18 protein-coding genes are annotated in these 21444 nt (G+C 64.5%); 5 read left to right on the forward strand and 13 right to left on the reverse strand.

Features of this window, described 5'->3' with window-relative positions; genetic code table 11:
• The 8 genes from HWX62_RS30555 to HWX62_RS30590 all read right to left on the reverse strand — a co-directional run bounded on the left by HWX62_RS30555 (position 1) and on the right by HWX62_RS30590 (position 7367).
• On the reverse strand, positions 1–996 hold the full coding sequence (locus HWX62_RS30555; protein WP_175932505.1) for a type II secretion system F family protein: 996 nt from the start codon (positions 994–996) through the stop codon (positions 1–3).
• Positions 989–2347 carry a CpaF family protein gene (locus tag HWX62_RS30560; RefSeq protein ID WP_175932400.1) on the reverse strand — a complete coding sequence of 453 codons (1359 nt, stop codon included), beginning with the start codon at positions 2345–2347 and terminating at the stop codon, positions 989–991. The genes HWX62_RS30555 and HWX62_RS30560 overlap by 8 nt, the downstream gene beginning before the upstream one ends.
• A 3-nt stretch (positions 2348–2350) precedes the next feature.
• Positions 2351–3625 carry a fimbrial protein gene (locus HWX62_RS30565; protein ID WP_175932399.1) on the reverse strand — a complete coding sequence of 425 codons (1275 nt, stop codon included), beginning with the start codon at positions 3623–3625 and terminating at the stop codon, positions 2351–2353.
• Between the two features lie 60 nt (positions 3626–3685).
• The gene (locus HWX62_RS30570; protein WP_175932504.1) at positions 3686–5014 is read right to left on the reverse strand and encodes a type II and III secretion system protein family protein; all 1329 of its coding nucleotides are present in this window, start codon (positions 5012–5014) and stop codon (positions 3686–3688) included.
• A 65-nt stretch (positions 5015–5079) separates the two neighbouring features.
• The gene (cpaB, locus tag HWX62_RS30575) at positions 5080–6012 is read right to left on the reverse strand and encodes a Flp pilus assembly protein CpaB (protein WP_175985309.1); all 933 of its coding nucleotides are present in this window, start codon (positions 6010–6012) and stop codon (positions 5080–5082) included.
• Positions 6013–6098: 86 nt separating this feature from the next.
• Positions 6099–6545 carry a TadE family protein gene (locus HWX62_RS30580; protein WP_175933224.1) on the reverse strand — a complete coding sequence of 149 codons (447 nt, stop codon included), beginning with the start codon at positions 6543–6545 and terminating at the stop codon, positions 6099–6101.
• A complete protein-coding gene (locus HWX62_RS30585) occupies positions 6542–7042 on the reverse strand; it encodes a prepilin peptidase (RefSeq protein ID WP_175933223.1) in 501 nt (166 codons plus the stop codon). Before HWX62_RS30585 ends, HWX62_RS30580 begins: the two co-directional genes overlap by 4 nt.
• A gap of 115 nt (positions 7043–7157) precedes the next feature.
• Positions 7158–7367, reverse strand: a complete 210-nt coding sequence (locus HWX62_RS30590; protein WP_175933222.1) for a Flp family type IVb pilin — start codon at positions 7365–7367, stop codon at positions 7158–7160.
• Positions 7368–8046: 679 nt separating this feature from the next.
• On the opposite strand from HWX62_RS30590, the gene HWX62_RS30595 reads away from it, so the two are divergent.
• The 5 genes from HWX62_RS30595 (at position 8047) to HWX62_RS30615 (ending at position 13662) form a co-directional block, all read left to right on the forward strand.
• The gene (locus HWX62_RS30595; RefSeq protein ID WP_175933221.1) at positions 8047–9732 is read left to right on the forward strand and encodes a collagen-like triple helix repeat-containing protein; all 1686 of its coding nucleotides are present in this window, start codon (positions 8047–8049) and stop codon (positions 9730–9732) included.
• Between the two features lie 40 nt (positions 9733–9772).
• Complete coding sequence (locus HWX62_RS30600) at positions 9773–11197, forward strand: collagen-like triple helix repeat-containing protein (RefSeq protein ID WP_175933220.1); 1425 nt, start codon at positions 9773–9775, stop codon at positions 11195–11197.
• Positions 11187–11345: a hypothetical protein gene (locus HWX62_RS30605; RefSeq protein WP_175933219.1), complete on the forward strand. Its 159-nt coding sequence runs from the start codon at positions 11187–11189 to the stop codon at positions 11343–11345. Before HWX62_RS30600 ends, HWX62_RS30605 begins: the two co-directional genes overlap by 11 nt.
• Positions 11342–13027, forward strand: a complete 1686-nt coding sequence (locus HWX62_RS30610) for a ShlB/FhaC/HecB family hemolysin secretion/activation protein (RefSeq protein ID WP_175933218.1) — start codon at positions 11342–11344, stop codon at positions 13025–13027. Before HWX62_RS30605 ends, HWX62_RS30610 begins: the two co-directional genes overlap by 4 nt.
• Positions 13028–13200: 173 nt before the next feature.
• Positions 13201–13662, forward strand: a complete 462-nt coding sequence (locus HWX62_RS30615) for a DUF2147 domain-containing protein (RefSeq protein WP_175933217.1) — start codon at positions 13201–13203, stop codon at positions 13660–13662.
• A gap of 101 nt (positions 13663–13763) precedes the next feature.
• On the opposite strand, the gene HWX62_RS30620 is transcribed toward HWX62_RS30615, so the two are convergent.
• From HWX62_RS30620 to HWX62_RS30640, 5 genes are all read right to left on the reverse strand, one after another.
• Positions 13764–14174, reverse strand: coding sequence for a transposase (locus HWX62_RS30620; protein WP_175933216.1), 411 nt, complete (start codon positions 14172–14174; stop codon positions 13764–13766).
• Between the two features lie 147 nt (positions 14175–14321).
• On the reverse strand, positions 14322–15419 hold the full coding sequence (zapE, locus tag HWX62_RS30625) for a cell division protein ZapE (protein ID WP_175933215.1): 1098 nt from the start codon (positions 15417–15419) through the stop codon (positions 14322–14324).
• Between the two features lie 98 nt (positions 15420–15517).
• A complete protein-coding gene (lpdA, locus tag HWX62_RS30630) occupies positions 15518–16948 on the reverse strand; it encodes a dihydrolipoyl dehydrogenase (RefSeq protein ID WP_175933214.1) in 1431 nt (476 codons plus the stop codon).
• Positions 16949–17029: 81 nt separating this feature from the next.
• Positions 17030–18307, reverse strand: a complete 1278-nt coding sequence (gene odhB / locus HWX62_RS30635; protein ID WP_175933213.1) for a 2-oxoglutarate dehydrogenase complex dihydrolipoyllysine-residue succinyltransferase — start codon at positions 18305–18307, stop codon at positions 17030–17032.
• Positions 18308–18441: 134 nt separating this feature from the next.
• Complete coding sequence (locus HWX62_RS30640; RefSeq protein WP_175933212.1) at positions 18442–21306, reverse strand: 2-oxoglutarate dehydrogenase E1 component; 2865 nt, start codon at positions 21304–21306, stop codon at positions 18442–18444.
• Between the last annotated feature and the right edge of the window lie 138 nt (positions 21307–21444).

A 21444-nucleotide genomic window follows, 5' to 3' on the forward strand; every position in this document is an offset into this window, starting at 1 on the left:
TCACCTGAGCCGAGCTATTCGATACAGCCAGACGCTGCCGGCCAATTGCAACAGGAACGCAAGCATGAGGAGCGTCCGCCCGCCCGGATCGTTCCACATCCCGTACAGATACTTCGGATTGTTTAAGACGATAAAGCTGCCGATGCCGATCGGCAGCATCACGAGAACGAACGCCGACAAGCGCGTCTCCGCTGACATCGCAGTCAATTCTCGCTCCGCCTGTTCGAGATCTCGCATGAACACTGCCATGCGTTCGAGCATCACGTCCGCCCGGCCGCCATACTTGACCGACAATCGCAATACGGAACCGACCAACTCGAATTCGTCGGTCCGGTAGATCTTCGCGATGTGTACCATTGCGCGATCGATTTCGACACCGCCGCGCAGCATTCTCGATACGTGGTCGAGACAGCCTCGCAGCGGCTCCTCGGTCGTCAACAGTGCCGACTGGAACGCCGCCGGCACGCTGTTACCCAGCGTCACGAGACGCACGATCCCGTCGAGGAACGATGGGATCTGCCGGACGATCTTCAGCCTGCGCCGCTGAATCCTCGACGCAAGCCAGACGCCGAGTATCGAGCCGCCGCACGCCAGCGCCGCAAAGCACGCAAGCGCGCCACCTCGACTGCCCGCGAACGCGGCGACAACCGCCATCACGGCAAGGGCGGCGAGCGTCTTGCCGCGTGCGTCCGCGATCCCCGCGCGACTCGCAAGATTCGACAGATACTCGGACGCCGTCGCGTACCAGTGCGCCCACAACGCGTCGGACGCCACGTTTCGCGGCGCGGGCTGCGGCATGGAGCGAACAGCGCCCGTCGGCGTCGACCGCACCGCCTGCGCGGCAGCGCCGCCACGTGCACCCGGTTCGAGCCGGCTGTCGATGAAGCGCTTCGCGTCGGTCTGCACGCGCCGCGTCTCCGCGTGACGCCACAGCATCAGCGCGGCCGCGGCGCACAGCATCGCGACCGCCAGCACCCACACCATCGCGCTATACATTGAAGCCCCCGCCGCCGCGGCCGAACCCGCCACCGCCGAAGCCGCCATCGCCGAACCCGCCGCTCGTCAACGTCTGACGGAAGCGCGCGAGCTTTGGCGAATGCGGATGAATGCCGAGGGTTTCCCAGTGGTCGACTTCCTCGCCCTCCGACGTCACGCGCGCTTCGTAACGGTAAAGCTCCTGCGTCGCGATAATGTTGTCGGACAGCCCAGTCACTTCGGTGATCGAAAGGATCCGACGCCGCCCGTTCGACAGGCGCCCGATCTGCACGATGAAATCGATCGCATTTGCGATCTGCCGGCGCAGGCTCGATTCGGTACCCTGAAAGCCGGCAAAACCCGCCAGCATCTCGAGACGGTACAGACACTCCCGTGGAGAACTCGCGTGCACGGTGCCCATCGACCCGTCGTGCCCCGTATTCATCGCCTGCAGCATTTCCAGCACCTCACCGCCGCGCACTTCGCCGACGATGATCCGGTCCGGACGCATCCGCAACGTATTGCGCAGCAAGTCGCGAATCGATACGACACCGGTACCGTCGAATCCGCCCGGCCGGCTCTCGAGCCGCACGACGTGCGGGTGGTTCAGCGACAACTCGGCCGTATCCTCGATCGTCACGACACGCTCGATCTCCGGGATATGAAACGCGAGCGCGTTGAGCAGCGACGTCTTGCCGGAGCTCGTACCGCCCGACACGAGGATGTTGCAGCGCGCCTCGACCGCCGCCTGGAGCAACGTGTTGATTTCTTCGTTGAACGTCCCGTTGCCGAGCAGATCGGACGGCTTCAACGGATCCTTACGGAATTTCCGGATCGATACGACCGGGCCGTCGATCGACAGCGGCTCGATCACGACGTTCACGCGGCCGCCATCGGGCAGTCGCGCGTCGACCATCGGATTCGACTCGTCGAGACGGCGGCCGATCGGCGCGAGGATTCGCCGTACGATCCGCAACAGGTGCGCATTGTCGGTGAAGCGCACGGGCAGCTTTGCGAGGATGCCGTGACGAGACACGTACACGTCGTTGTAGCCGTTGATCAGGATGTCCTCAACCGCAGGATCCGCGAGCAGATCCTCGATCGGCCCGAAACCTGCGAGTTCCTTCGTCAACGCCTCCGCGATGGTGCGCACCTCGTTCTCGTTGAGCGGAATGCGACGCAGGCGCACGAAGCTGTCGATCTCGAGATCGACGAACTGGTTGATCGCCTGGCGGGACCATCTGCCGAACTCGGCTCCCAGCTCTTCGATGCGCGTCAGCAAATGTTCGTGCGCGGCATTCTTGATGTCGTGGAATTGCTGCGTCTGGGAGAACGGCGCTGCGCCGTCGGCAAATTGAATGTCGTGTGCCATCGCTTACGACCGCTTGGACGAGGGTTGAATGAAGCGCTTCAGCGCGGACAGGCCGGCCGCCGAACGCGGACCGGCGGATCTGACCGACACGCCTGGCAGCCGCGCAGCCAGCGACTCGAGCGCGCGCACGTACGGGTCGCGCTCTGCCGTATCGACAATGAGCCGCCCCTGGTTCGCCGCATGACCGATCGCAACACGACGGGACGGCAAGGTACCGACCAGCGACAAGCCAAGACGCTCCGCGATCTGCGCGGGTGTCAGGTCGAGTGCCGGGTCGTACTGGTTGACGACGAGCCGTACGCGATCGGTATTGACGCCTGCGTCACGCAGCCCGGTGAGCAAATCGGCCGCCGACACGATCGACGCGACGCCCTGATCGCAAACAAGCCACGCTTCGTCAGCCGAGTTCGTGATCTGAGCCACAAATTCGCGATTCGAGAAGCCGCCGAGATCGATGATCTGCTGATCGAAGAACGCGCGAAAACGGTTCAGCAAACCGGCACACGACGCATACGAGACATCGCGCAGCGCGCTGAGGTCGGCCGGCAGCGTCGTCAGCGCCACGCCGCTCTCGTGTCGACTCAGCGCGGTATTCACGAACGTCCGGTCGATGCGGCGCAGGTTGTGCACCGCATCGATGAAATGGAATTCGCAGCGGGTATTCAGGAACAGCGCGCCATCACCTGCCGGCAGCCCCAGATCGACGAGCGCGGTCTGGCGACCGGCCGGCGTACCGCCGTTCGGCACACCATCCGCTCCCGAGCCCGCCGCGCGCTTCTGTAGCCATACGGCGAGATTCGCCGCGAGCGTGCTGACCCCCATGCCCGCGCGTGCGCCCAGCAGCGCGAGGAGCTTGCCGTGTCGGCTCGCCGGTTCGCCGACATTCGCAAGTAACCCGCGCGTCGTCCGCAATGCATCCTCTGCCGGCGCCGACACATCGATGAAATCGCGCACACCGGCACGCAACGCTGCGAGCGTGCTCTCCGGCTGGGCCAGTGAGCCGAGCGCGACGATGGGCAATCCCGGATGCGCGGCGCGAACCGCGGCGGCAGCAATGCTCGCCGCGGGCTTACCGTCCGAGAAATCGATAAAGACAAGCGCCGGATTGAGGCCCGTGATGCGCTGGGCAAGCATGCCCGGTTCGAGTGATGCGGAATCGACCGCACCGGCCGACACCAGCGCATCGGCTAGCCATCGAACATGCGCTTCCTGTTGCGATGCGCAAACGAAATAGTCGGTCACGGCGGGTTCAGACAATGATTGGATTCGCGCGTTCATGTTGAACACCCCCGATTGCGCAAGGCGTACCGAAGCACCGCAACGCGCGATGCCTCGCACTCATTTCGAAAACCCCGGTGCGGCGTCAGGCGATGCGGCGCCGCCCAGATACGACTGCCAGACCGGCCCATTACGCTGTTCGGACAATTCCCCTGGCGTGGCAGGCAGCACCGCCCCCTTCGCGATTGGCGCAACGAGATGCGGCGTCACGATGAACAGCAACTCCTTGTCATTTTGCTGATAGTTCAGATTCTTGAAGAACGTACCGATGATCGGCAAATCACCGAGTAGCGGCACCTTGTTCACGTTCGACATCGTCTGGCGATCGATCAGACCGCCAATCACGAAGCTTTCGCCATCGCCGAGCTCGACGGTCGTGTCGGCACGGCGCGTCGTAATCCCCGGCACCGCAACGCCGCTGATCGTCACACTGTTCACATAATCGAGCTGGCTCGATTCCGGCGCAACCTTCAACGCAATCCGTTGCGGACTCAGCACCGTGGGAGTCAGCGACAGTCCGACACCGTACTGCTTCCACTGGATCGCGGTCGAGCCAAGCCCTTGCGGCGAGGGCACCGGAATCTCGCCGCCGGCGAGGAAGCTCGCACTCTGGCCGGACAACGCGACAAGCGTCGGTTCCGCGAGCACGCGGGCGAGATTGTTCGCCTCTAGCAGCGACAGGTCGGCGAAAATCCCGCGTCCTGCGGCATTCACGACCAGATTGAACGCGGACGAAACAGGCGAACCGAGCGTCGGAATGTAACCCGCCGAACCGGGGGATCCACCGCTATACGATTGCACGCCGCCCGGCGAGAAGGATCCGAACGAAAAGCCGTTGCTTTGCTTGAAGAAATTGAATCCGACCTGCTTGAGCACCGAGCGGCTGAATTCGACGACCCGCACGTCAACCTGCACGACACTCTTGCCCCCCAACGTCGAGCGATCGATCACGGTACCCTTCCCGCTCATGCTCTTGGCGACCGCGGCCGCACGCGCATGCGCATCGAGCGACGCCGACGAGCCCTGCAGCACGGCCGTGCCACCGTATGCATTCACGCGCGGCGTCGAGCCGTCGAGCACCGCCTGCGCAGCGGCATCGACGACCGCGACGTTCCAGACCGTCGGTTCGTCGTGACCGCGCTCCCACAGCATCACATTCGTCGCGCCGGGCGCTTTCGCCGTCAGCAGCACGGAACCCGACCGGGTGCCCTTCATGATCAGCACGTCGGCGATTGCCGGATCACCGACCGCGACGCGCTGCAGTGTCCGGCCCGCCGAAAGCTGCCGCTGCGCGCCGACCGCGAGCTCGATCGTGCCGTTCGCGCTTGCAAGCGAGGCGAAAGTCATCGTGCAGAGAGCAATCCCGAATGCAATCAGTGTGTTTTTCATTGTTTGGTAGGCCGTCACGCGGCCCTTTACGTGTCGTCGCTGATATCGATGGCCGTCGATGTCGTTCAATAGGCAACCGTTTCCGACCGGCCGCCACGGATCACTTCAATGCCACCACCGCCGCCCCCGCCCGGCCGCACTGCCGGCGGCAGGCGCGATGGCAGTGGCGGCACGTTCACGTTGGCCACCGGAGTTCTGGGCGTGCCGGACAGTTGCTGCAGCGAAACGCCCGCGGCGGCGAGCGCCGACGGCGACAGCTTGGTGTCCGTACGCACCGCGACCGTCTGCATTGCAAGCTCGTCGTCGCGCGGGTTGCGCAACGCGAAAGTCAGGCGTCCGCTCGCCTCGCCGAGCGTCAGCGCATCGACTTGCGCGGTCGGCACGGCAAGCACTGCGATGCGGACACCGGACGGTTGACCGTTGTTGCCGTTGGCGGTGTTGCCGCTGTCTCGATCGGGCGTTGCGTCGCCGAACGACAACACACGCACCTTCGACAACAGCAGCCGCGCCTGTGTCTGCGAAACTTCGCTGTCAAGCATCGTGCCGCCACCTTCGCGCTTCAAATTCAGAAATACGTCGACGAAATTGCCGGGCCGTAGCCGATTGCCGACCGCATTGGTTTCGTCTACCCGCACCGCGACCGCACGTTCCCCCGGCTGTACATCCTCGGCAAGCCCGGAGACCAGTGCCCCCGCAACAACCGGCGACGAAGCCGGGATATCCGCTGCCGGCACCCGGCCAACCAGCACGGAAGGATCGGCAAATGCGCCTGCCGGTGCCGGTGTGGTCGGCCGGATCTTGAGTGCGTCGGCCGTGATCGGCTGGCCAGCGGGCAATACGCGCGTCGCGACCACGACCGGAACCGGGCTTGCAGCAGCGGGCTGCTGAACCGGGGGCACGTTCTGCGCACTGCGTCCGAGCATCCACGCGTAGATTCCGAGCAATACCGCGATTCCGATCAGCAGCCCCGCGATGATCTTCGTTAAATTGTTGGCCATGTTGTTGTGTGGATGCCGAAATGAAAGTCCGATAGGTTTCTGTCGAAATCGCGCGTCAGCGTGCCCGTCGCGTCACGATACGTCCTTCAAAGGATCGACTGCGGAATTTGCACGACCGCCGTACTCGTCAACGGTTGAGTCAATACGGTCCCCAAGAACGGCATGTTCGTTATCCAGCTCTGCGGACTGTAGTTCACCGTGACGGACAGGCAATACAACGCAGGTGGAGTCGACGTGTCATAACTGCACGGCGGCGCCACGACCTGCGGTGTGCCGACATTCAGCCAGGACACGACATTCTGTGCGGTGGCGGTGGCGTTCGCGATACGCGCAGCAAGGCTCGGGGCGTAACTCAACCCGGCCCGCGCGCCCTCGCTGGCGGCGAACGTCAAGCTCTGCTGAATCGTGAAAATCATCCCGAAACTGACGATGCCGTAGAAAACCATGAACAGCAACGGAAACACGATTGCAAACTCGACCGCCGTCGCGCCACGCTGCCGACGTCGCCCCCATCGCTGTTTCTGCCGTTTCATCGTGCGCCCCCCGTTGCGACGAGCAAGACGACCCACGCGGCAGCGGGAGCCGCGAGGCATGCCGCATAGGGGGTTGCTCGATATCTGCCAAGTGTTAGCGACGGTTTGTTCCGGCGCCGCAGAGCGCCGATCGACGTGCGCGACAACAGCATCAGGACAAGTACATGAATACCGGCGGCGAGACTGGCGGTAATCCAGATCCAAAGCAGCGCATTCGCGCCGCACCATACGCCGATCACGGCAAAGATCTTGACGTCCGCCGCGCCCATGACGCGCAGCAAAAAAAGCGGGAAAAACGCGGCCAACCCGACCAGCAAGCCGATCACGGCCTGCTTCGGGAAAATGCCGAACGGACTGGCGTTCAGATAGGCGCTGCCCAGGCCACAAAGCAACCCCGCCAAGACAAGCGAATTCGGAACGCGCCGAAAACGGATGTCACTGGTTGCGACAAGCGCAGCCCAGACCAGGAACACCCCGCTGAAAATGAAATGTGCCATCGCACCGCAACCTGCGATAAATGTGGCGGAGGGGAGGACCGCCTAGGGCAATCCTCCCTCCGCAACACCAAGACGACTCGATGCTCCGAGGTCGTACTAATTAACGTCAGGTGGGTTACTTAAAGATGGTGGCCGCCGTGCAGTTCGTGGCCGTCGACGGAGCGCTGATACATGACCCGAGATTCGAGAACATGTTACCGAGACTCGTGCCGATCGACGAAGCACCCGCCAGGATCGCAACAGCGATAAGACCCGCAATCAGCCCGTACTCGATCGCGGTAACCCCGTCTTCTTCCTTAAGGAAACGCTTGATGATTGCTTTCATTTTATTCCTCGTGCCTGTATTTACGTTTTCTGGCCTTTTATACGTATACGTCCCCGCATATCTGGCCGTTTTGCCCCGGACCGTTCGCCACATCCGCTGTAGCGACAACCGGGTGCGCTTTCTTTATAGGTCGCCCCGAAGGGCATTGCTCACGATTTGATGCAAGTTAACATTCGCGATAGCGCTCCTCCTCGAACGTAGTGTACCGAACCGTACATTTCCTTACATCTGCTCCCGATTCTATATCCGATCCTATTTAAATTCCAACCTCTTTCAACCACTCTAACGGAAAAAAGTCACCAGGAGCACAACGCATTTGTACGGCCTTTCGGTACGACTTACACATAGGATTTACGATAGGTTAGATGTACACACCTAATCCACCAGTAAAACAATTGACCCGTCCACCAAGCCTGCGTGGGCCCCACGTTACGCCGCACGCGTAACGCCAATGTTGTGACGTTACGTTACGAAACGGCCGAAACCGTTCTCATTCATCCGCACTTAAACAGATTCAACAATCTTTCAGTTCCCGTAAATTCCTTTTCCGACAAGGAATTGCCTCGTTTAAAACCCGCCGCCGAGCCGGCGGACGCCGAAATGGCACGACAGTTGCAGAGTAGTCCTCGCACCACTCAACACAACGCAGTTCACAACACATTTTTAATGCGAGGACGAAATGGACATCAAGGTTATCCCTCATGGCGTGTTCCGGACGACTCTGATCGCGGCCACCGTTGCAGCCATGCTCTCCCTCTCCGCGTGCGGCGGCTCCGGCTCCATCAGCCAGGGTCTCGGCGGCGGCTCGAGCTCCGGCGGCGGCGATACGATCTCCACGTCCGGCGGCAACGGCTCGAGCGGCACCTCGGGTACGAGCGGTACGTCGGGCACCAGCGGCACCTCGGGTACGAGCGGCACGTCCGGCACCAGCGGCACCTCGGGCACGAGCGGCACGTCCGGCACCAGTGGTACCTCCGGTACGAGCGGCACCTCCGGCACCAGCGGTACCTCGGGTGTGTCGTCGAACGCAGTGGGAACTGTCCTCGCAAGCAGCAGCAACATCATCACGAATGCCGGCAGCACCGTCTCCGGTCTCGGCTCCGTCATCGGCAGCCAGACGCTGCCGGGCGTCAATCCGGCCACCACGCAAGCCGCTGGCGGCATCGTGCAAAGCGTCGGCGGCGCGGTCACTGCCCTGGGCAACGGCCTCGGCAGCGGCCTCGGCCAGCTCGGCGCGACGAAGGATCCGGTCGGCACCACGGTCGCCAGCACCGGCGGCGTGATCAATCAGCTCGGCGGCGCAGTCACGCAAACGGGCAATCTGGTCACGAGCCTCGGCAGCGGCCCGCTGTCGCCGCTCGCGCCGGTCACGGGCGCCGTCGGCGGCCTCGTCACGACGGTCGGCGGCGCCGTGTCGAACGGCGGCACCACGCTCACCAACGTGCTGTCGACCGGCCCGATCCAGCAAGTCACGCAAACGGTCAGCTCGGCCATCACGCCGATCACGACGATGGTCGGCCAGACGACCCAGACGATCGGCACGGCAACCGGCCTCGGTGCGCCGGTCAACACGCTGCTCGGCACGGTCGGCAACGGGCTGAACCAGGCCGGCGCCCTGCTCGCATCGACGGGCGGCAACCCGGTCACCACGGGCCTCGGCAACACCGTCTCGTCGACGGGCAACACCGTGAAGGCCGTCGGCGGCCTGCTCACGGGCGGCACCGGCGGCGTGACCAACCCGCTCGCCCCGCTCACGGGCCTCGTGTCGACGGTCACCGGCGCACTCGGCGGCGCAACGGGTGGCGGCAGCGGCCCGCTCGCGCCGGTTACCGGCCTCGTCTCGACGGTCACCGGTGCGCTCGGCGGCGCGGCAGGCGGCAGCGGCGGCCCGCTTGCTCCGGTCACGGGCCTCGTCTCCACGGTCACCGGTGCGCTCGGCGGCGCGGCAGGCGGCAGCGGCGGTCCGCTCGCTCCGGTCACGGGCCTCGTCTCCACGGTCACCGGCGCACTCGGCGGCGCGGCAGGCGGCAGCGGCGGTCCGCTCGCTCCGGTCACGGGTCTCGTCTCGACGGTCACCGGCGCACTCGGCGGCGCCGCGGGCGGCACCAGCGGTGGCCCGCTCGCGCCGGTCACGGGTCTCCTCGGCGCGGTCACGGGCGCGCTCGGCGGCGTAACGGGTGGCGCAGGCGGCAGCAGCCCGCTCGCCCCGGTGACGAACGCCGTCTCCACGGTGACGAGCACGGTCGGCGTACCGGCACTGAGCGGCGGCACGGGTGCCGTCACGAGCTCGGGCGCGTCGTCGAATCCGCTTGCGCCCGTCACGTCGCTGATCGGCGGCCTGCTCGGCGGCACGCACGGCAAGTAATCCGACATCCATTCATCGACAAGACAGCGAGGAGTCCACCATGTCCCAGCAACGTTCCATCACGACGGCCGCGCTGCGCCAGTGGCGCGCGCCCCTCACCGCCTTCGCCGCGGCGTGCCTGCTGGCCGCCTGCGGCGGTGGCGGTGTCAGCTCGCCGCCCTCCAGCAGCAACGACAACAACAATCCGAGCACGAGCGGCACGTCCGGGACGAGCGGCACCAGCGGCTCGTCGACCGGCACCAAGGGGGTCATCAGCACGGTCGGCCAGACGGCCACCGACCTCGGCAGCACGGTCGGCAACATCAGCCTGCCGGGCCTCGGCGACGGCGTGACGAAGGGTGTCGGCAGCACGCTGTCCAGCACCGGCACGATCGTCGGCGCGGCAGCCGATGCGGTGAGCAACGGGCTGGGACAGATCGGCTCGACGAAGGACCCGGTCGGCACCACGGTGGCCGGTCTCGGCAACGTCGTCGGTGCGACCAGCAACACGGTGTCCGGCCTGAGCTCGACGGTCAAGGCGCTGGGCACGGGCCCGCTGGCGCCGCTCGCGCCGGTCACGACGCCGGTCGGCACCGTGCTCGACACGGTGGCCAACGGCCTGACGGCCGCCGGCACGACGATCGGCTCGACGCTGTCGTCGGGCGCCGTGCAGCAGGTCACGCAACCGATCAGCTCGGCGATCACGCCGCTCGTGATCACCGCCGGCCAGGTCACGCAGCAGGTCGGCACGACGACCGGCCTCGGCCAACCCGTCTCGGGCCTGCTCGGCCAGATCGGCGGTGCAATCAGCTCGGCCGGCAAGCAGGTCGGCGGCACGTCGAGCCAGCCGCTCGTCGGCGACGTCGGCCAGCTCGTGACCGCGGTGGGCAACACCGTGACCAACGCAGGCGGCCTCGTCAACCCGAACGGCCCGAATGGCGCAGCACCGATCCCCGGCCTGATCACGAGCCTCGTCGGCGGCTCGACGGCAACCGTCCAGAACGGCTCGTCGTCGGGTTCCGGTTCGACGAACCCGCTCGGCGGCTTGTTGTCGGGTCTCGGCTCGACGCCGCTCGGCTCGCTCACGGGCACGCTCGGCGGCGCAACGGGCGGCTCGGGCAGCGGCCCGCTCGCACCGGTGACCGGCCTCGTCTCCACGGTGACCGGCGCACTGGGTGGCGCAGCAGGCGGCGGCAGCGGCCCGCTCGCGCCCGTCACGAATCTCGTGTCGACGGTCACCGGCACGCTCGGCGGCGCAACGGGTGGCGCGGGCGGTGCAAACCCTCTCGCGCCCGTCACCGGTTTGCTGAATACTGTCACCGGAGCAGTTGGCGGTGCAGCAGGGTCCGGGGGCTCGAGCCCGCTCGCGCCGGTCACGTCGCTGGTCGGCAGCGTGTCGGGTACGGCATCGTCGGGCAGCAGCTCGACGGGCCTGCTGGCACCGGTCACGGGGTTGCTGGGTACGCTGGGCAGCGTTGGCAAGTAAGGACGGCGGTCGCATCATCGCAGCCGGAGCGAATGGCGCGGCCGTACAAACACAACCGGCATTGCGGCACGCGGCGCGCGACACCCTGGTGTTGCGCGCCGGCATTACCAAGAAGACGAAAAGCAAGGCCTACGAGGAAGAACAATGAAATCCAGACTCGACAGATGGATGATGCTGCTCGCTATCGCGGCGGCAGGTACGGCACAGGCACAAACGCGCGTCGGCGGTAACCCGCTCGACTCCCTTCCCCAGATCAACGCGCCGAAGACAGGGCCGAACGTCACCGTTCAGGTGGCGCCGCAGGCGCCGCAATTGCAGGAGCTGTTGTCGCGACACCTGACGCCGAAGACGTTCCAGGTCGAAGGTGTGAAGTCGATACCGTTCGAGGAAATCACGCGCCGCTTCACGCCGCTCGTCGGCAAGGACATCACGATCGGCGAGCTGATCGAAACCGCCAACGGCGTGACGACGCTGTACCAGGAACGCGGCTACGCGCTGTCGTTCGCGTTCGTTCCCGCGCAGACGTTCGAGGACGGCGTCGTGCGCATCACGGTGGTCGAAGGCTACGTGGCGGACGTCAAGGTCACCGGCAAACCCGGCGCGATGGAACCGAAGATCCGCGCGATTGCCGCGCATATCACGGCCGACCGACCGCTGCGCCGCGCGACGTTCGAGCGCTACGTGAACACGTTCGGCCTGCTGCCCGGCCTCACGGTGAAGGCGAATGTCCCGCCCCCGCAAACCACCGACGGCGCGACGACGCTCGAGCTCGCGGTGGATCGCAAGCCGTTCAACGTCAGCACGGGTATCGACTTCAACCATCCGGGCGTCCAGGGCCTCATCACCGCGACCGAGAACGGCCTCACGCGGTTCGGCGAGCAACTGAGCATCTCGGCGCTCGCGCCGCCGGGACGCGACAAGCAAACCTACTTCGCGTTCAGCGGCGCCCTGCCCGTCGGCAGCAGCGGCCTGATCACGCGCCTCGATGCCAGCACGTATCGCGGCAAGCCGACCGACAACCCGGGGTTGCCGTCGACCATCGAGCGCACCGTAAAGAACGAGAAACTTGGTCTTTCGGCCTCCTATCCGATCTTGCTGAACAACCAGCGCAGCCTGCTCGGCACGGTGTCGGGTTATGCGTCGCACAACGAGGACCGCTACCAGAACAAGATCAACGGCGCGAGTCTCGACAACCGATCGCAGGTTCGCGTGCTGCAAATGCAGCTCGACTACACGAGTGTTCAGCCGAAACAGGTACGCAAACTGAGCATCAACGTCGCCAAGGCGTTCGACATCCTCGGCGCATCGAAATCGCAAATCGGCGTGAACGGCGGCACCACGACGGTTTATCCGGACCCGACGTCGCTGACCTTCGTCCGCACCGGCGCGACCTTCACGCAGACGAACGAATGGCCGTTCCGGATCGGCACGTCGGTTTCGCTGACCGGCCAATACAGCCCCGACTCGCTGCCGACGTCCGAGCAGATCTCGTTCGGCTCGACGCGCTATGCGCTCGGCTATCAACCTGGCGAAGCGTCAGGCGACTCGGGCTGGGGGATGTCGCTGGAGGTCAACCGCGGCTTCACGCCGGGCTGGACGTATCTGAAAACGATCACGCCGTACATCGCGTACGACATGGCGCGCGTGTATCTGCACGCGGGAACGCCGTCACCGAGCCGCATGTCGTCGGTCGGCCTCGGCGTGCGGCTTACGGACAGCCGCTACTACAGCCTCGACCTGAACGTCGCCAAACCGGTGGGCGATGCGCCGGTCGAAAGCGCGTCACGCAGCCCACGCATCAACGCCGCGTTCTCGTATCAGCTCAACTGATCGGTCACCAAAGCCACGAACAGCCCGCGTCACGCGGGCTGTTTCGATTAGAGTCCCCTCTATCAAACGTGGCGCGCGGTTTCACGTATTCTGGCGAAGCTCGCAACATGCCCGCCCTATGCAGACGGTCGTGCGGGCGAATCGAACAGACATGCAAAACAAGGAGGATGACAATGATTCAACTGACCCGCCCGTTGCGCGCAATCGCCATTGCCGGCGCCCTGCTCACGTGCGCTGCGCCCACGTTCGCGCAAGCCGACAGCCCCGTCGGCATGTGGCAGACGATCGACGACAACACCCATCAACCGAAGGCACTCGTGCAGATCGCCGAGGACGGCGACGGCTCGCTGACGGGCAAGGTCGTCAAGGGCCTGGGCGCGAACGATACGCCCGATCGTCGCTGCACCGCATGCACGGACGAACGCAAGGACCAGCTCATCAAGGGCATGACGATCATCAAGGCGATGAAGAAGGAAGGCGACCACTGGGACGGCGGCAACATTCTCGACCCGGAGAACGGCAAGGTCTACAAGTGCAAGATGACGCTTGAAGACGGCGGCCAGAAGCTCGTGGTGCGCGGCTACATCGGCGTGTCGCTGCTCGGTCGCTCGCAAACCTGGATTCGCCAGCAATAACGCCATACGCGCCAAACGCGCGGCTCAATGAAAAATCGGCCTGCGACGATGTCGCCAGGCCGATTTATTTTGGTGCGCACACAACGGAAAGCGGATGGACATCACGCCGCGTGCTTCATCGCGTCCGCTGCATAGGTACCCGGTGCGCGATACGCGGGTGCGGCGTTGCTACGCGCCAGCGCCGCCTTCGATTGCGTATGCTTGCGCATCCGCGCGGATAGTTCATTGCACAGATTCATGCCGGCGTCGCCATAAAGCTCACGCATGACATTCATCAGCGTGCCCGTTTCGTGCCACACCTTGAAGCGGCGATGGCATGTTTGATACGACGGGTAACGGCGCGGCATGGCCGACCACGTTGCACCGCTGTAGATCACCCAGAGCACCCCGTTCAGCACGGCGCGCGTATTGGCTAGCGGCCGGCCGCGCAACTCGGTACGCGGCTGCATTTCGGGCAGAAGCGGCGCGACGCAGCGCCATTCGTGGTCGGTCAAATCGCGATACGGTGTCATGGGCATCTCCAGCTAATAACCATGACACCACGATATCGGCTCACCTCAGCGATGAATATAAGACAAATCCGAAAATACCCGCAGATCGGCAGAATCTAACCGAAATTGACGTTTAAACCCCGCCAATTACCGAAGCCCTCGATCAGTTCAGGTCAACGATGTATCGACGATGCGGCGCGGCGTTTCGAGATACTCCTTCGACTGCATCTCGACGATGCGCGAGACCGTCCGCGCGAATTCGTTGGCCATCGGGCCTTCGACGTACAACGCCTCGGCCGGCACCGCCGCGGACATCAGCAGCTTGACCTTGTGGTCGTACAGCACGTCGATGAGCCACGTGAAGCGGCGCGCTTCGGACGCCATCCGCGGCGACATCTGCGGCACCTCGGACAGCACGATCGCATGGAAGCGGCTCGCCAGTTCGAGGTAGTCGTTCTGCGAACGCGGGCCGCCGCACAGTGTCGCGAAATCGAACCATACGACGCCGTCCGCCTTGCGCAGCGCCTTCAGTTCGCGCTTCTCGATATGCAGGATCGGGCTTTCGTCCGGCACCGCGGCAAGCTTCGCGAATGCATGGCGCAGCTCGCGATCGGCATCCGCGCCGAGCGGCGTGTGATACATCTTCACCTGCGCGAGCGTGCGCTGGCGATAATCGACCCCCGCATCGACGTTGAGCACGTCGAGCTTTTCCTTGATCAGCGCGATCGCCGGCAGCATGCGGTCGCGATGCAGGCCATCCGGATACAGATCGTCGGGATCGTAATTGGACGTCATCACGAACTGCACGCCGTTGTTGAACAGGCGATCGAGCAGGCGGTACAGGATCATCGCGTCGGCGATGTCCGACACATGGAATTCGTCGAAGCAGATCAGCCGGTAACGCTTCGCGATGCGTCGCGCGAGTTCGTCGAGCGGATCGGCCTGCCCTTTCAGCTCTTCGAGCTCGCGGTGCACTTCGCGCATGAATTCGTGGAAATGCAGGCGCGTCTTGCGCTGCACGGGTACGACTGCGTAGAAGCTGTCCATCAGGAAGCTCTTGCCGCGGCCGACACCGCCCCACATGTAGACGCCGCGCGGGAGATCCGGGTGATTGATGAGCTTCTTGAACGCGTTCGAGCGACGCGCCTTGTAGTCGACCCATTCGTCGAAACAGCGCTGCAGGCGATCGACGGCCGCGCGCTGAGCGGGATCGGACTGATAGCCGCGCGTGGTCAGTTCGCGCGTGTAGTATTCGGTGACGTTCATCGGGCAAACCGGAAAGAACGAAGGCGGGCGGGAAACCCCGCCCGCCTTCGTCATGAGACGGCTGTGCCGGCCGGCGGCCGGCAGGCGCTACACCGTGCTCAGCTGTTCAGCGAGCGCTTGTCGACGGCGAGCGCCGCTTCGCGCATCACTTCCGACATCGACGGGTGCGGATGGCAGATTCGGGCGATGTCTTCCGACGCCGCCTTGAACTCCATCGCCACCACGGCTTCCGCGATCAGGTCCGACGCGTTCGCGGCGATCACGTGCACGCCGAGCAGTTCGTCGGTCTTCGCATCCGCGATCATCTTCACGAAACCGTCCGGCGCGTTCATGCCGAGCGCGCGGCCGTTGATCGAGAACGGGAACTTGCCCGTCTTGATCTCGCGGCCTTCCGCCTTCAGCTGCTGCTCCGTCTTGCCGACCCATGCGATTTCCGGGTACGTGTAGATCACCCACGGAATGCAGTTGTAGTCGATGTGCGGCTTCTGGCCGTCGATCACTTCCGCGACCAGCACGCCTTCGTCTTCCGCCTTGTGCGCGAGCATCGGGCCGCGCACCACGTCGCCGATCGCGTACACGTTCGGCACCGCCGTACGGCAGTGGTCGTCCACGTCGATGAAGCCGCGCTCGTTCGCCTTCAGGCCGATGGCCTCGAGGCCGAGGTTGTCGGTGTTCGGCACGCGGCCGACCGACACGATCAGGCGATCGGCGTCGAGCGTCTGCGCGTTGCCGTCCTTGTCCGTGTAGGCGATCGACACGCCGTTCGCGGTCGTCTTCACTTCGCCGATCTTCACGCCGAGATGGATGTCGAGGCCCTGCTTCTTGAACAGCTTGGCCGCTTCCTTCGCGAGCGCTTCGTCGGCTGCGCCGAGGAACGCCGGCAGCGCTTCGAGCACCGTCACGTCGGCACCCAGGCGACGCCACACCGAGCCGAGCTCGAGGCCGATCACGCCCGCGCCGATCACGGCGAGCTTCTTCGGCACCGAGTCGAACGTGAGCGCGCCTTCGTTGTCCGACACGATCTTGTTGTCGACCGGAATGCCCGGCAGGTGACGCGCCTTCGAGCCCGTCGCGATGATCACGTTCTTCGCGGTGACGACTTCGGTTTCACCCTCGCCACTCACTTCGATCTGCACGCCGGCGTCGGTCTTGCCGGTGAACTTGCCATGGCCCTTCAGCCAGGTGATCTTGTTCTTCTTGAACAGGAACTCGATCCCGCTCGTCATCTTCTCGACGATCGCATCCTTGCGGCCGAGCATCTTCGCGACGTCGATCTTCACGCCGTCGACCGTGATGCCGTGGTCGGCCAGGTGATGCGACGCGTTCTCGAACTCTTCGGACGACGCAAGCAGCGCCTTCGACGGGATGCAGCCGACGTTCAGGCAGGTGCCGCCGAGCTTCAGCGCGCCGGCCGGGTTCTTCCACTTCTCGATACAGGCAACGGTCTTGCCGAGCTGCGCTGCGCGAATCGCGGCGATGTAGCCGCCGGGGCCGGCGCCGATCACGACGACGTCAAATTCCTTGGACATGACAATCCTTTCTACTTGTACGCCCGCAGGTTCGCGCGTGGGGGCGAACCTGCGGAACGGGTCGATGCAGTGAGACTCGGCTTACAGGTCGAGCAGCAGGCGTGCCGGATCTTCCAGCGCATCCTTCATCGCGACGAGCGACAGCACGGCTTCGCGGCCGTCGATGATACGGTGGTCGTACGACAGCGCGAGGTAGTTGATCGGGCGGATCACGATCTGGCCGTTCTCGACGACCGGGCGCTCCTTCGTCGCGTGCACGCCGAGGATGGCCGACTGCGGCGGGTTGATGATCGGCGTCGACAGCATCGAGCCGAACACGCCGCCGTTCGAGATCGAGAACGTACCGCCCGTCATTTCCTCGATCGACAGCTTGCCGTCCTTCGCCTTCTGGCCGAATTCGGCGATCTTCTTCTCGATCTCGGCGAGGCTCAGCTGATCCGCGTTGCGCAGGATCGGCACGACCAGGCCGCGCGGCGAACCGACCGCGATACCGATGTCGAAGTAGCCGTGGTAGACGATGTCGTTACCGTCGATCGACGCGTTCACGAGCGGGAACTTCTTCAGCGCATGGACAGCCGCCTTCACGAAGAACGACATGAAGCCGAGCTTCACGCCGTGTTCCTTCTCGAACTTGTCCTTGTACTTGTTGCGCAGCTCCATGACCGGCGCCATGTTCACTTCGTTGAACGTCGTCAGGATCGCGTTGGTCTGCTGCGATTCGAGCAGACGCTCGGCGATACGCGCACGCAAGCGCGACATCGGCACGCGCTGTTCCGGACGGTCGTTCAGCCAGGTCGCTGCCGACGCCGGCACCTTCACTTCCGGCAGCGACGGCTTCGCGGCGGCGGTCTTCGCCGGTGCGGCGGCCGGCGCAGCCTTCGGCGCGCTGCCTGCTGCCAGCGCGTCGCCCTTCGTGACGCGGCCGTCGCGGCCCGAACCTGCGACGTCGCCCGTCGACAGGCCCTTCTCGGCCAGCAGCTTCGCTGCGGCCGGCGATGCGGCGGCCGAGCTCGATGCGGTTGCGGCAACCGGCTGTGCGGCCGGTGCGGCTGCAGCAGGCGCTGCCGCCGGCTTGACTTCGGCGGCGCCCGCCGCTGCTTCGGCGGCACCTGCCTTCGCTTCGGTGTCGATCGTCGCGATCACCTGATCGGCGACCACCGTGTCACCGTCGTTCTGCAGCACTTGCGCGAGCACGCCGGCTGCCGGCGCCGGCACTTCGAGGACGACCTTGTCGGTCTCGAGCTCGATCAGGATTTCGTCCTGCGCGACTGCTTCGCCCGGCTTCTTCTTCCACTGCAGCATGGTGGCTTCCGACACCGACTCCGACAGCTGGGGGACTTTGACTTCTACGATAGCCATGTGATTTTCCTGGATGCTTAATCTGGGGTATGACGAGGTTCGTGCGATTCCTTCGGCCGGTGCGGCGCGCGACGCGCCCGGCAGGCCGAAAGAACGGGAAAGCGCTCGCGCCTTCCCGTTTCGCTTGACGTCGGTTATTTCGCGATCGATGCGCTCTTCAGGCGGCCGAATGCCCCTTCGATCAGGGCCTTCTGCTGCTCGTAGTGCTTCGCGTAGTAGCCAACCGCCGGCGAGGCCGAAGCCGGACGGCCGCTGTATGCCAGCTTCTGCCCTTCCTTCATGCCTTCCTTCAGGTGGTGCTCGACGTAGAACCAGGGGCCCTGGTTCTGCGGCTCGTCCTGCACCCAGACCACTTCAGTCGCGTTCTCGTACTTCTTCATTTCCGCTTCGAACTGCTTGTGCGCGAACGGATACAGCTGCTCGATACGGATGATCGCGACGTCGTTCGCCTTCGCTTCGCGGCGGTGCGCGACGAGGTCGTAGTACACGCGGCCCGAGCACACCAGCACGCGCTTGACCTTCTTCGCGTCGATGCCGCCGTCGGTTTCGCCCAGCACCGGCTGGAACGAGCCCTTCGCCAGTTCCGACAGGTCCGACACCGCTTCCTTGTGACGCAGCAGCGACTTCGGCGTGGCGACGATCAGCGGCTTGCGGAACAGGCGGATCATCTGGCGACGCAGCAGGTGGAAGATCTGCGCCGGCGTCGTCGGCTGGACGACCTGCATGTTGTGGTCAGCGCACAGTTGCAGGAAACGCTCGATACGCGTCGACGAGTGCTCCGGACCCTGGCCTTCGTAGCCGTGCGGCAGCAGCATCGTGAGACCCGACACGCGGCCCCACTTCACTTCGCCCGACGAGATGAACTGGTCGATCACGACCTGCGCGCCGTTCACGAAGTCGCCGAACTGCGCTTCCCACAGCACGAGCGTGTTCGGCTCGGCGGTCGAGTAACCGTATTCGAAGCCCAGCACCGCTTCTTCCGACAGCACCGAGTCGATCACCGTGAACTTCGCCTGGCCTTCGGCGATGTTCTGCAGCGGCACGTACGTGCCGTCGTTCCAGCGCTCGCGGTTCTGGTCGTGCAGCACCGCGTGACGGTGCGTGAACGTGCCGCGGCCCGAGTCCTGGCCCGTCAGGCGCACCGAGTAGCCCGATGCGACGAGCGACGCGAATGCGAGGTGTTCGCCCATGCCCCAGTCGAGCGGCTGCTCGCCGCGCGCCATGTTGCGGCGGTCGTTGATCACGCGCTCGACGAGCGGGTGAACCTTGAAGTTTTCCGGGACCGTCGTGATGCGTTCACCCAGGCGCTTCAGCTCGGCGAGCGGCACGGCCGTGTCGGCTGCGTCCGTCCACTTGCGGTTCAGGAACGGAACCCAGTCGACCGCGTACTTGCTCTTGTAGTTCGACAGGACCGGATCGACGGTGTGGTGGCCGTCGTCCATCGCCTTGCGGTACGCCTTCACGTAGTTGTCAGCGTCCTCGGCGGTGATCACGCCCTGCTGCACGAGCTTCTCGGCGTACAGCGCACGGGTGCCCGGGTGCTGCGCGATCTTCTTGTACATCAGCGGCTGCGTGACCGCCGGCGTGTCCTGCTCGTTGTGGCCCAGCTTGCGGAAGCAGACGATGTCGATCACGACATCCTTGTGGAACTGCATCCGGTAGTCGATCGCGATCTGGGTCGCGAGCACGACGGCTTCCGGATCGTCGCCGTTCACGTGCAGCACCGGCGCCTCGATCATCTTGACGACGTCGGTACAGTACAGCGTCGAGCGCGCGTCGCGCGGGTCGGACGTCGTGAAGCCGATCTGGTTGTTGATGACGATGTGCAGCGTGCCGTGCGTGCCGTAACCGCGCGTCTGCGCGAGGTTCAGCGTTTCCATCACGACGCCCTGGCCCGCGAAGGCCGCGTCACCGTGGATCTGCACCGGCAGCACTTGCAGGCCGTCTTCGTCGCCGCGACGGTCCATCCGCGCCTTCGCGGAACCTTCGACCACCGGGTTCACGATTTCGAGGTGCGACGGGTTGAACGCGAGCGACAGGTGGACCGGGCCGCCTTCCGTCGACACGTCCGACGAGAAGCCCTTGTGGTACTTCACGTCGCCGGCCGGCAGGTCGTCGACGTGCTTGCCTTCGAATTCGGCGAACAGGTCGGCCGGCATCTTGCCCAGCGTGTTGACCAGCACGTTCAGGCGGCCGCGGTGAGCCATGCCGATGATGATTTCCTGCACGCCGCGCTTGCCCGCGTGCTGGACGACTTCGTCCATCGCCGCGATGAAGCTTTCGCCGCCTTCGAGCGAGAAGCGCTTCTGGCCGACGTACTTGGTGTGCAGGTAGCGCTCGAGGCCTTCGGCGGCCGTCAGGCGATTCAGGATGTGCTTCTTCTTGTCGATCGAGAACGACGGCGTCGCGCGGATCGATTCCAGGCGCTCCTGCCACCAGCGCTTCTGTTCCGGATCGCTGATGTACATGTATTCGGCGCCGATCGTGCCGCAGTACGTGTCGCGCAGACCCTTGACGATGTCGCGCAGCGAAGCCTGGTCGAAACCGAAGTACAGGTTGCTTGCGCTGTATGTCTGGTCGAGGTCGCCTTCGGAGAAGTCGTAGAAAGCAGGTTCGAGTTCGGGAATGGCGGGACGTTCGCGACGCTTCAGCGGATCGAGGTTGGCCCATTGCGAGCCGAGGAAGCGGTAGGCGCTGATGAGCGACTGGACGTGCACCTGCTTGCGTGCGGTCGCGAGGTTGCTGGTGCTTTCACGCGGGATGAAGGCATTGGCCTTCGCACGCTCGGCGAACGATTCGACGATCGGGAAGTGAGCAACGTCATTGGCGTTCGAGCCGTCGGTTGCAGGGACGTTCTGCAGCGCGTCGAAATACTCTCGCCAGTTCTCCGGCACCGACGCCGGATTGTTGAGGTATGCATCGTACAGTTCTTCAACGTACGAAGCATTGCCGCCGAACAGATAGGAGTTCAGCTGAAACTGCTTCATTACATCTGACATTTTACGCTCACCTTTCTTCGAGCTTCTCGAGAAATAGCGGGTTACTCAACCTTCCGCGACACGGCCTGACCGTTTAGCGGATTGCGAATCAAGTCTTGCTTGGAAGGACCTAAAACTTGCGTGCGCGCAGCATATCAC

Origin of the sequence: Burkholderia sp. BCC0506, assembly GCF_902833145.1 — a bacterium.
Classification (GTDB): Bacteria; Pseudomonadota; Gammaproteobacteria; order Burkholderiales; family Burkholderiaceae; genus Burkholderia.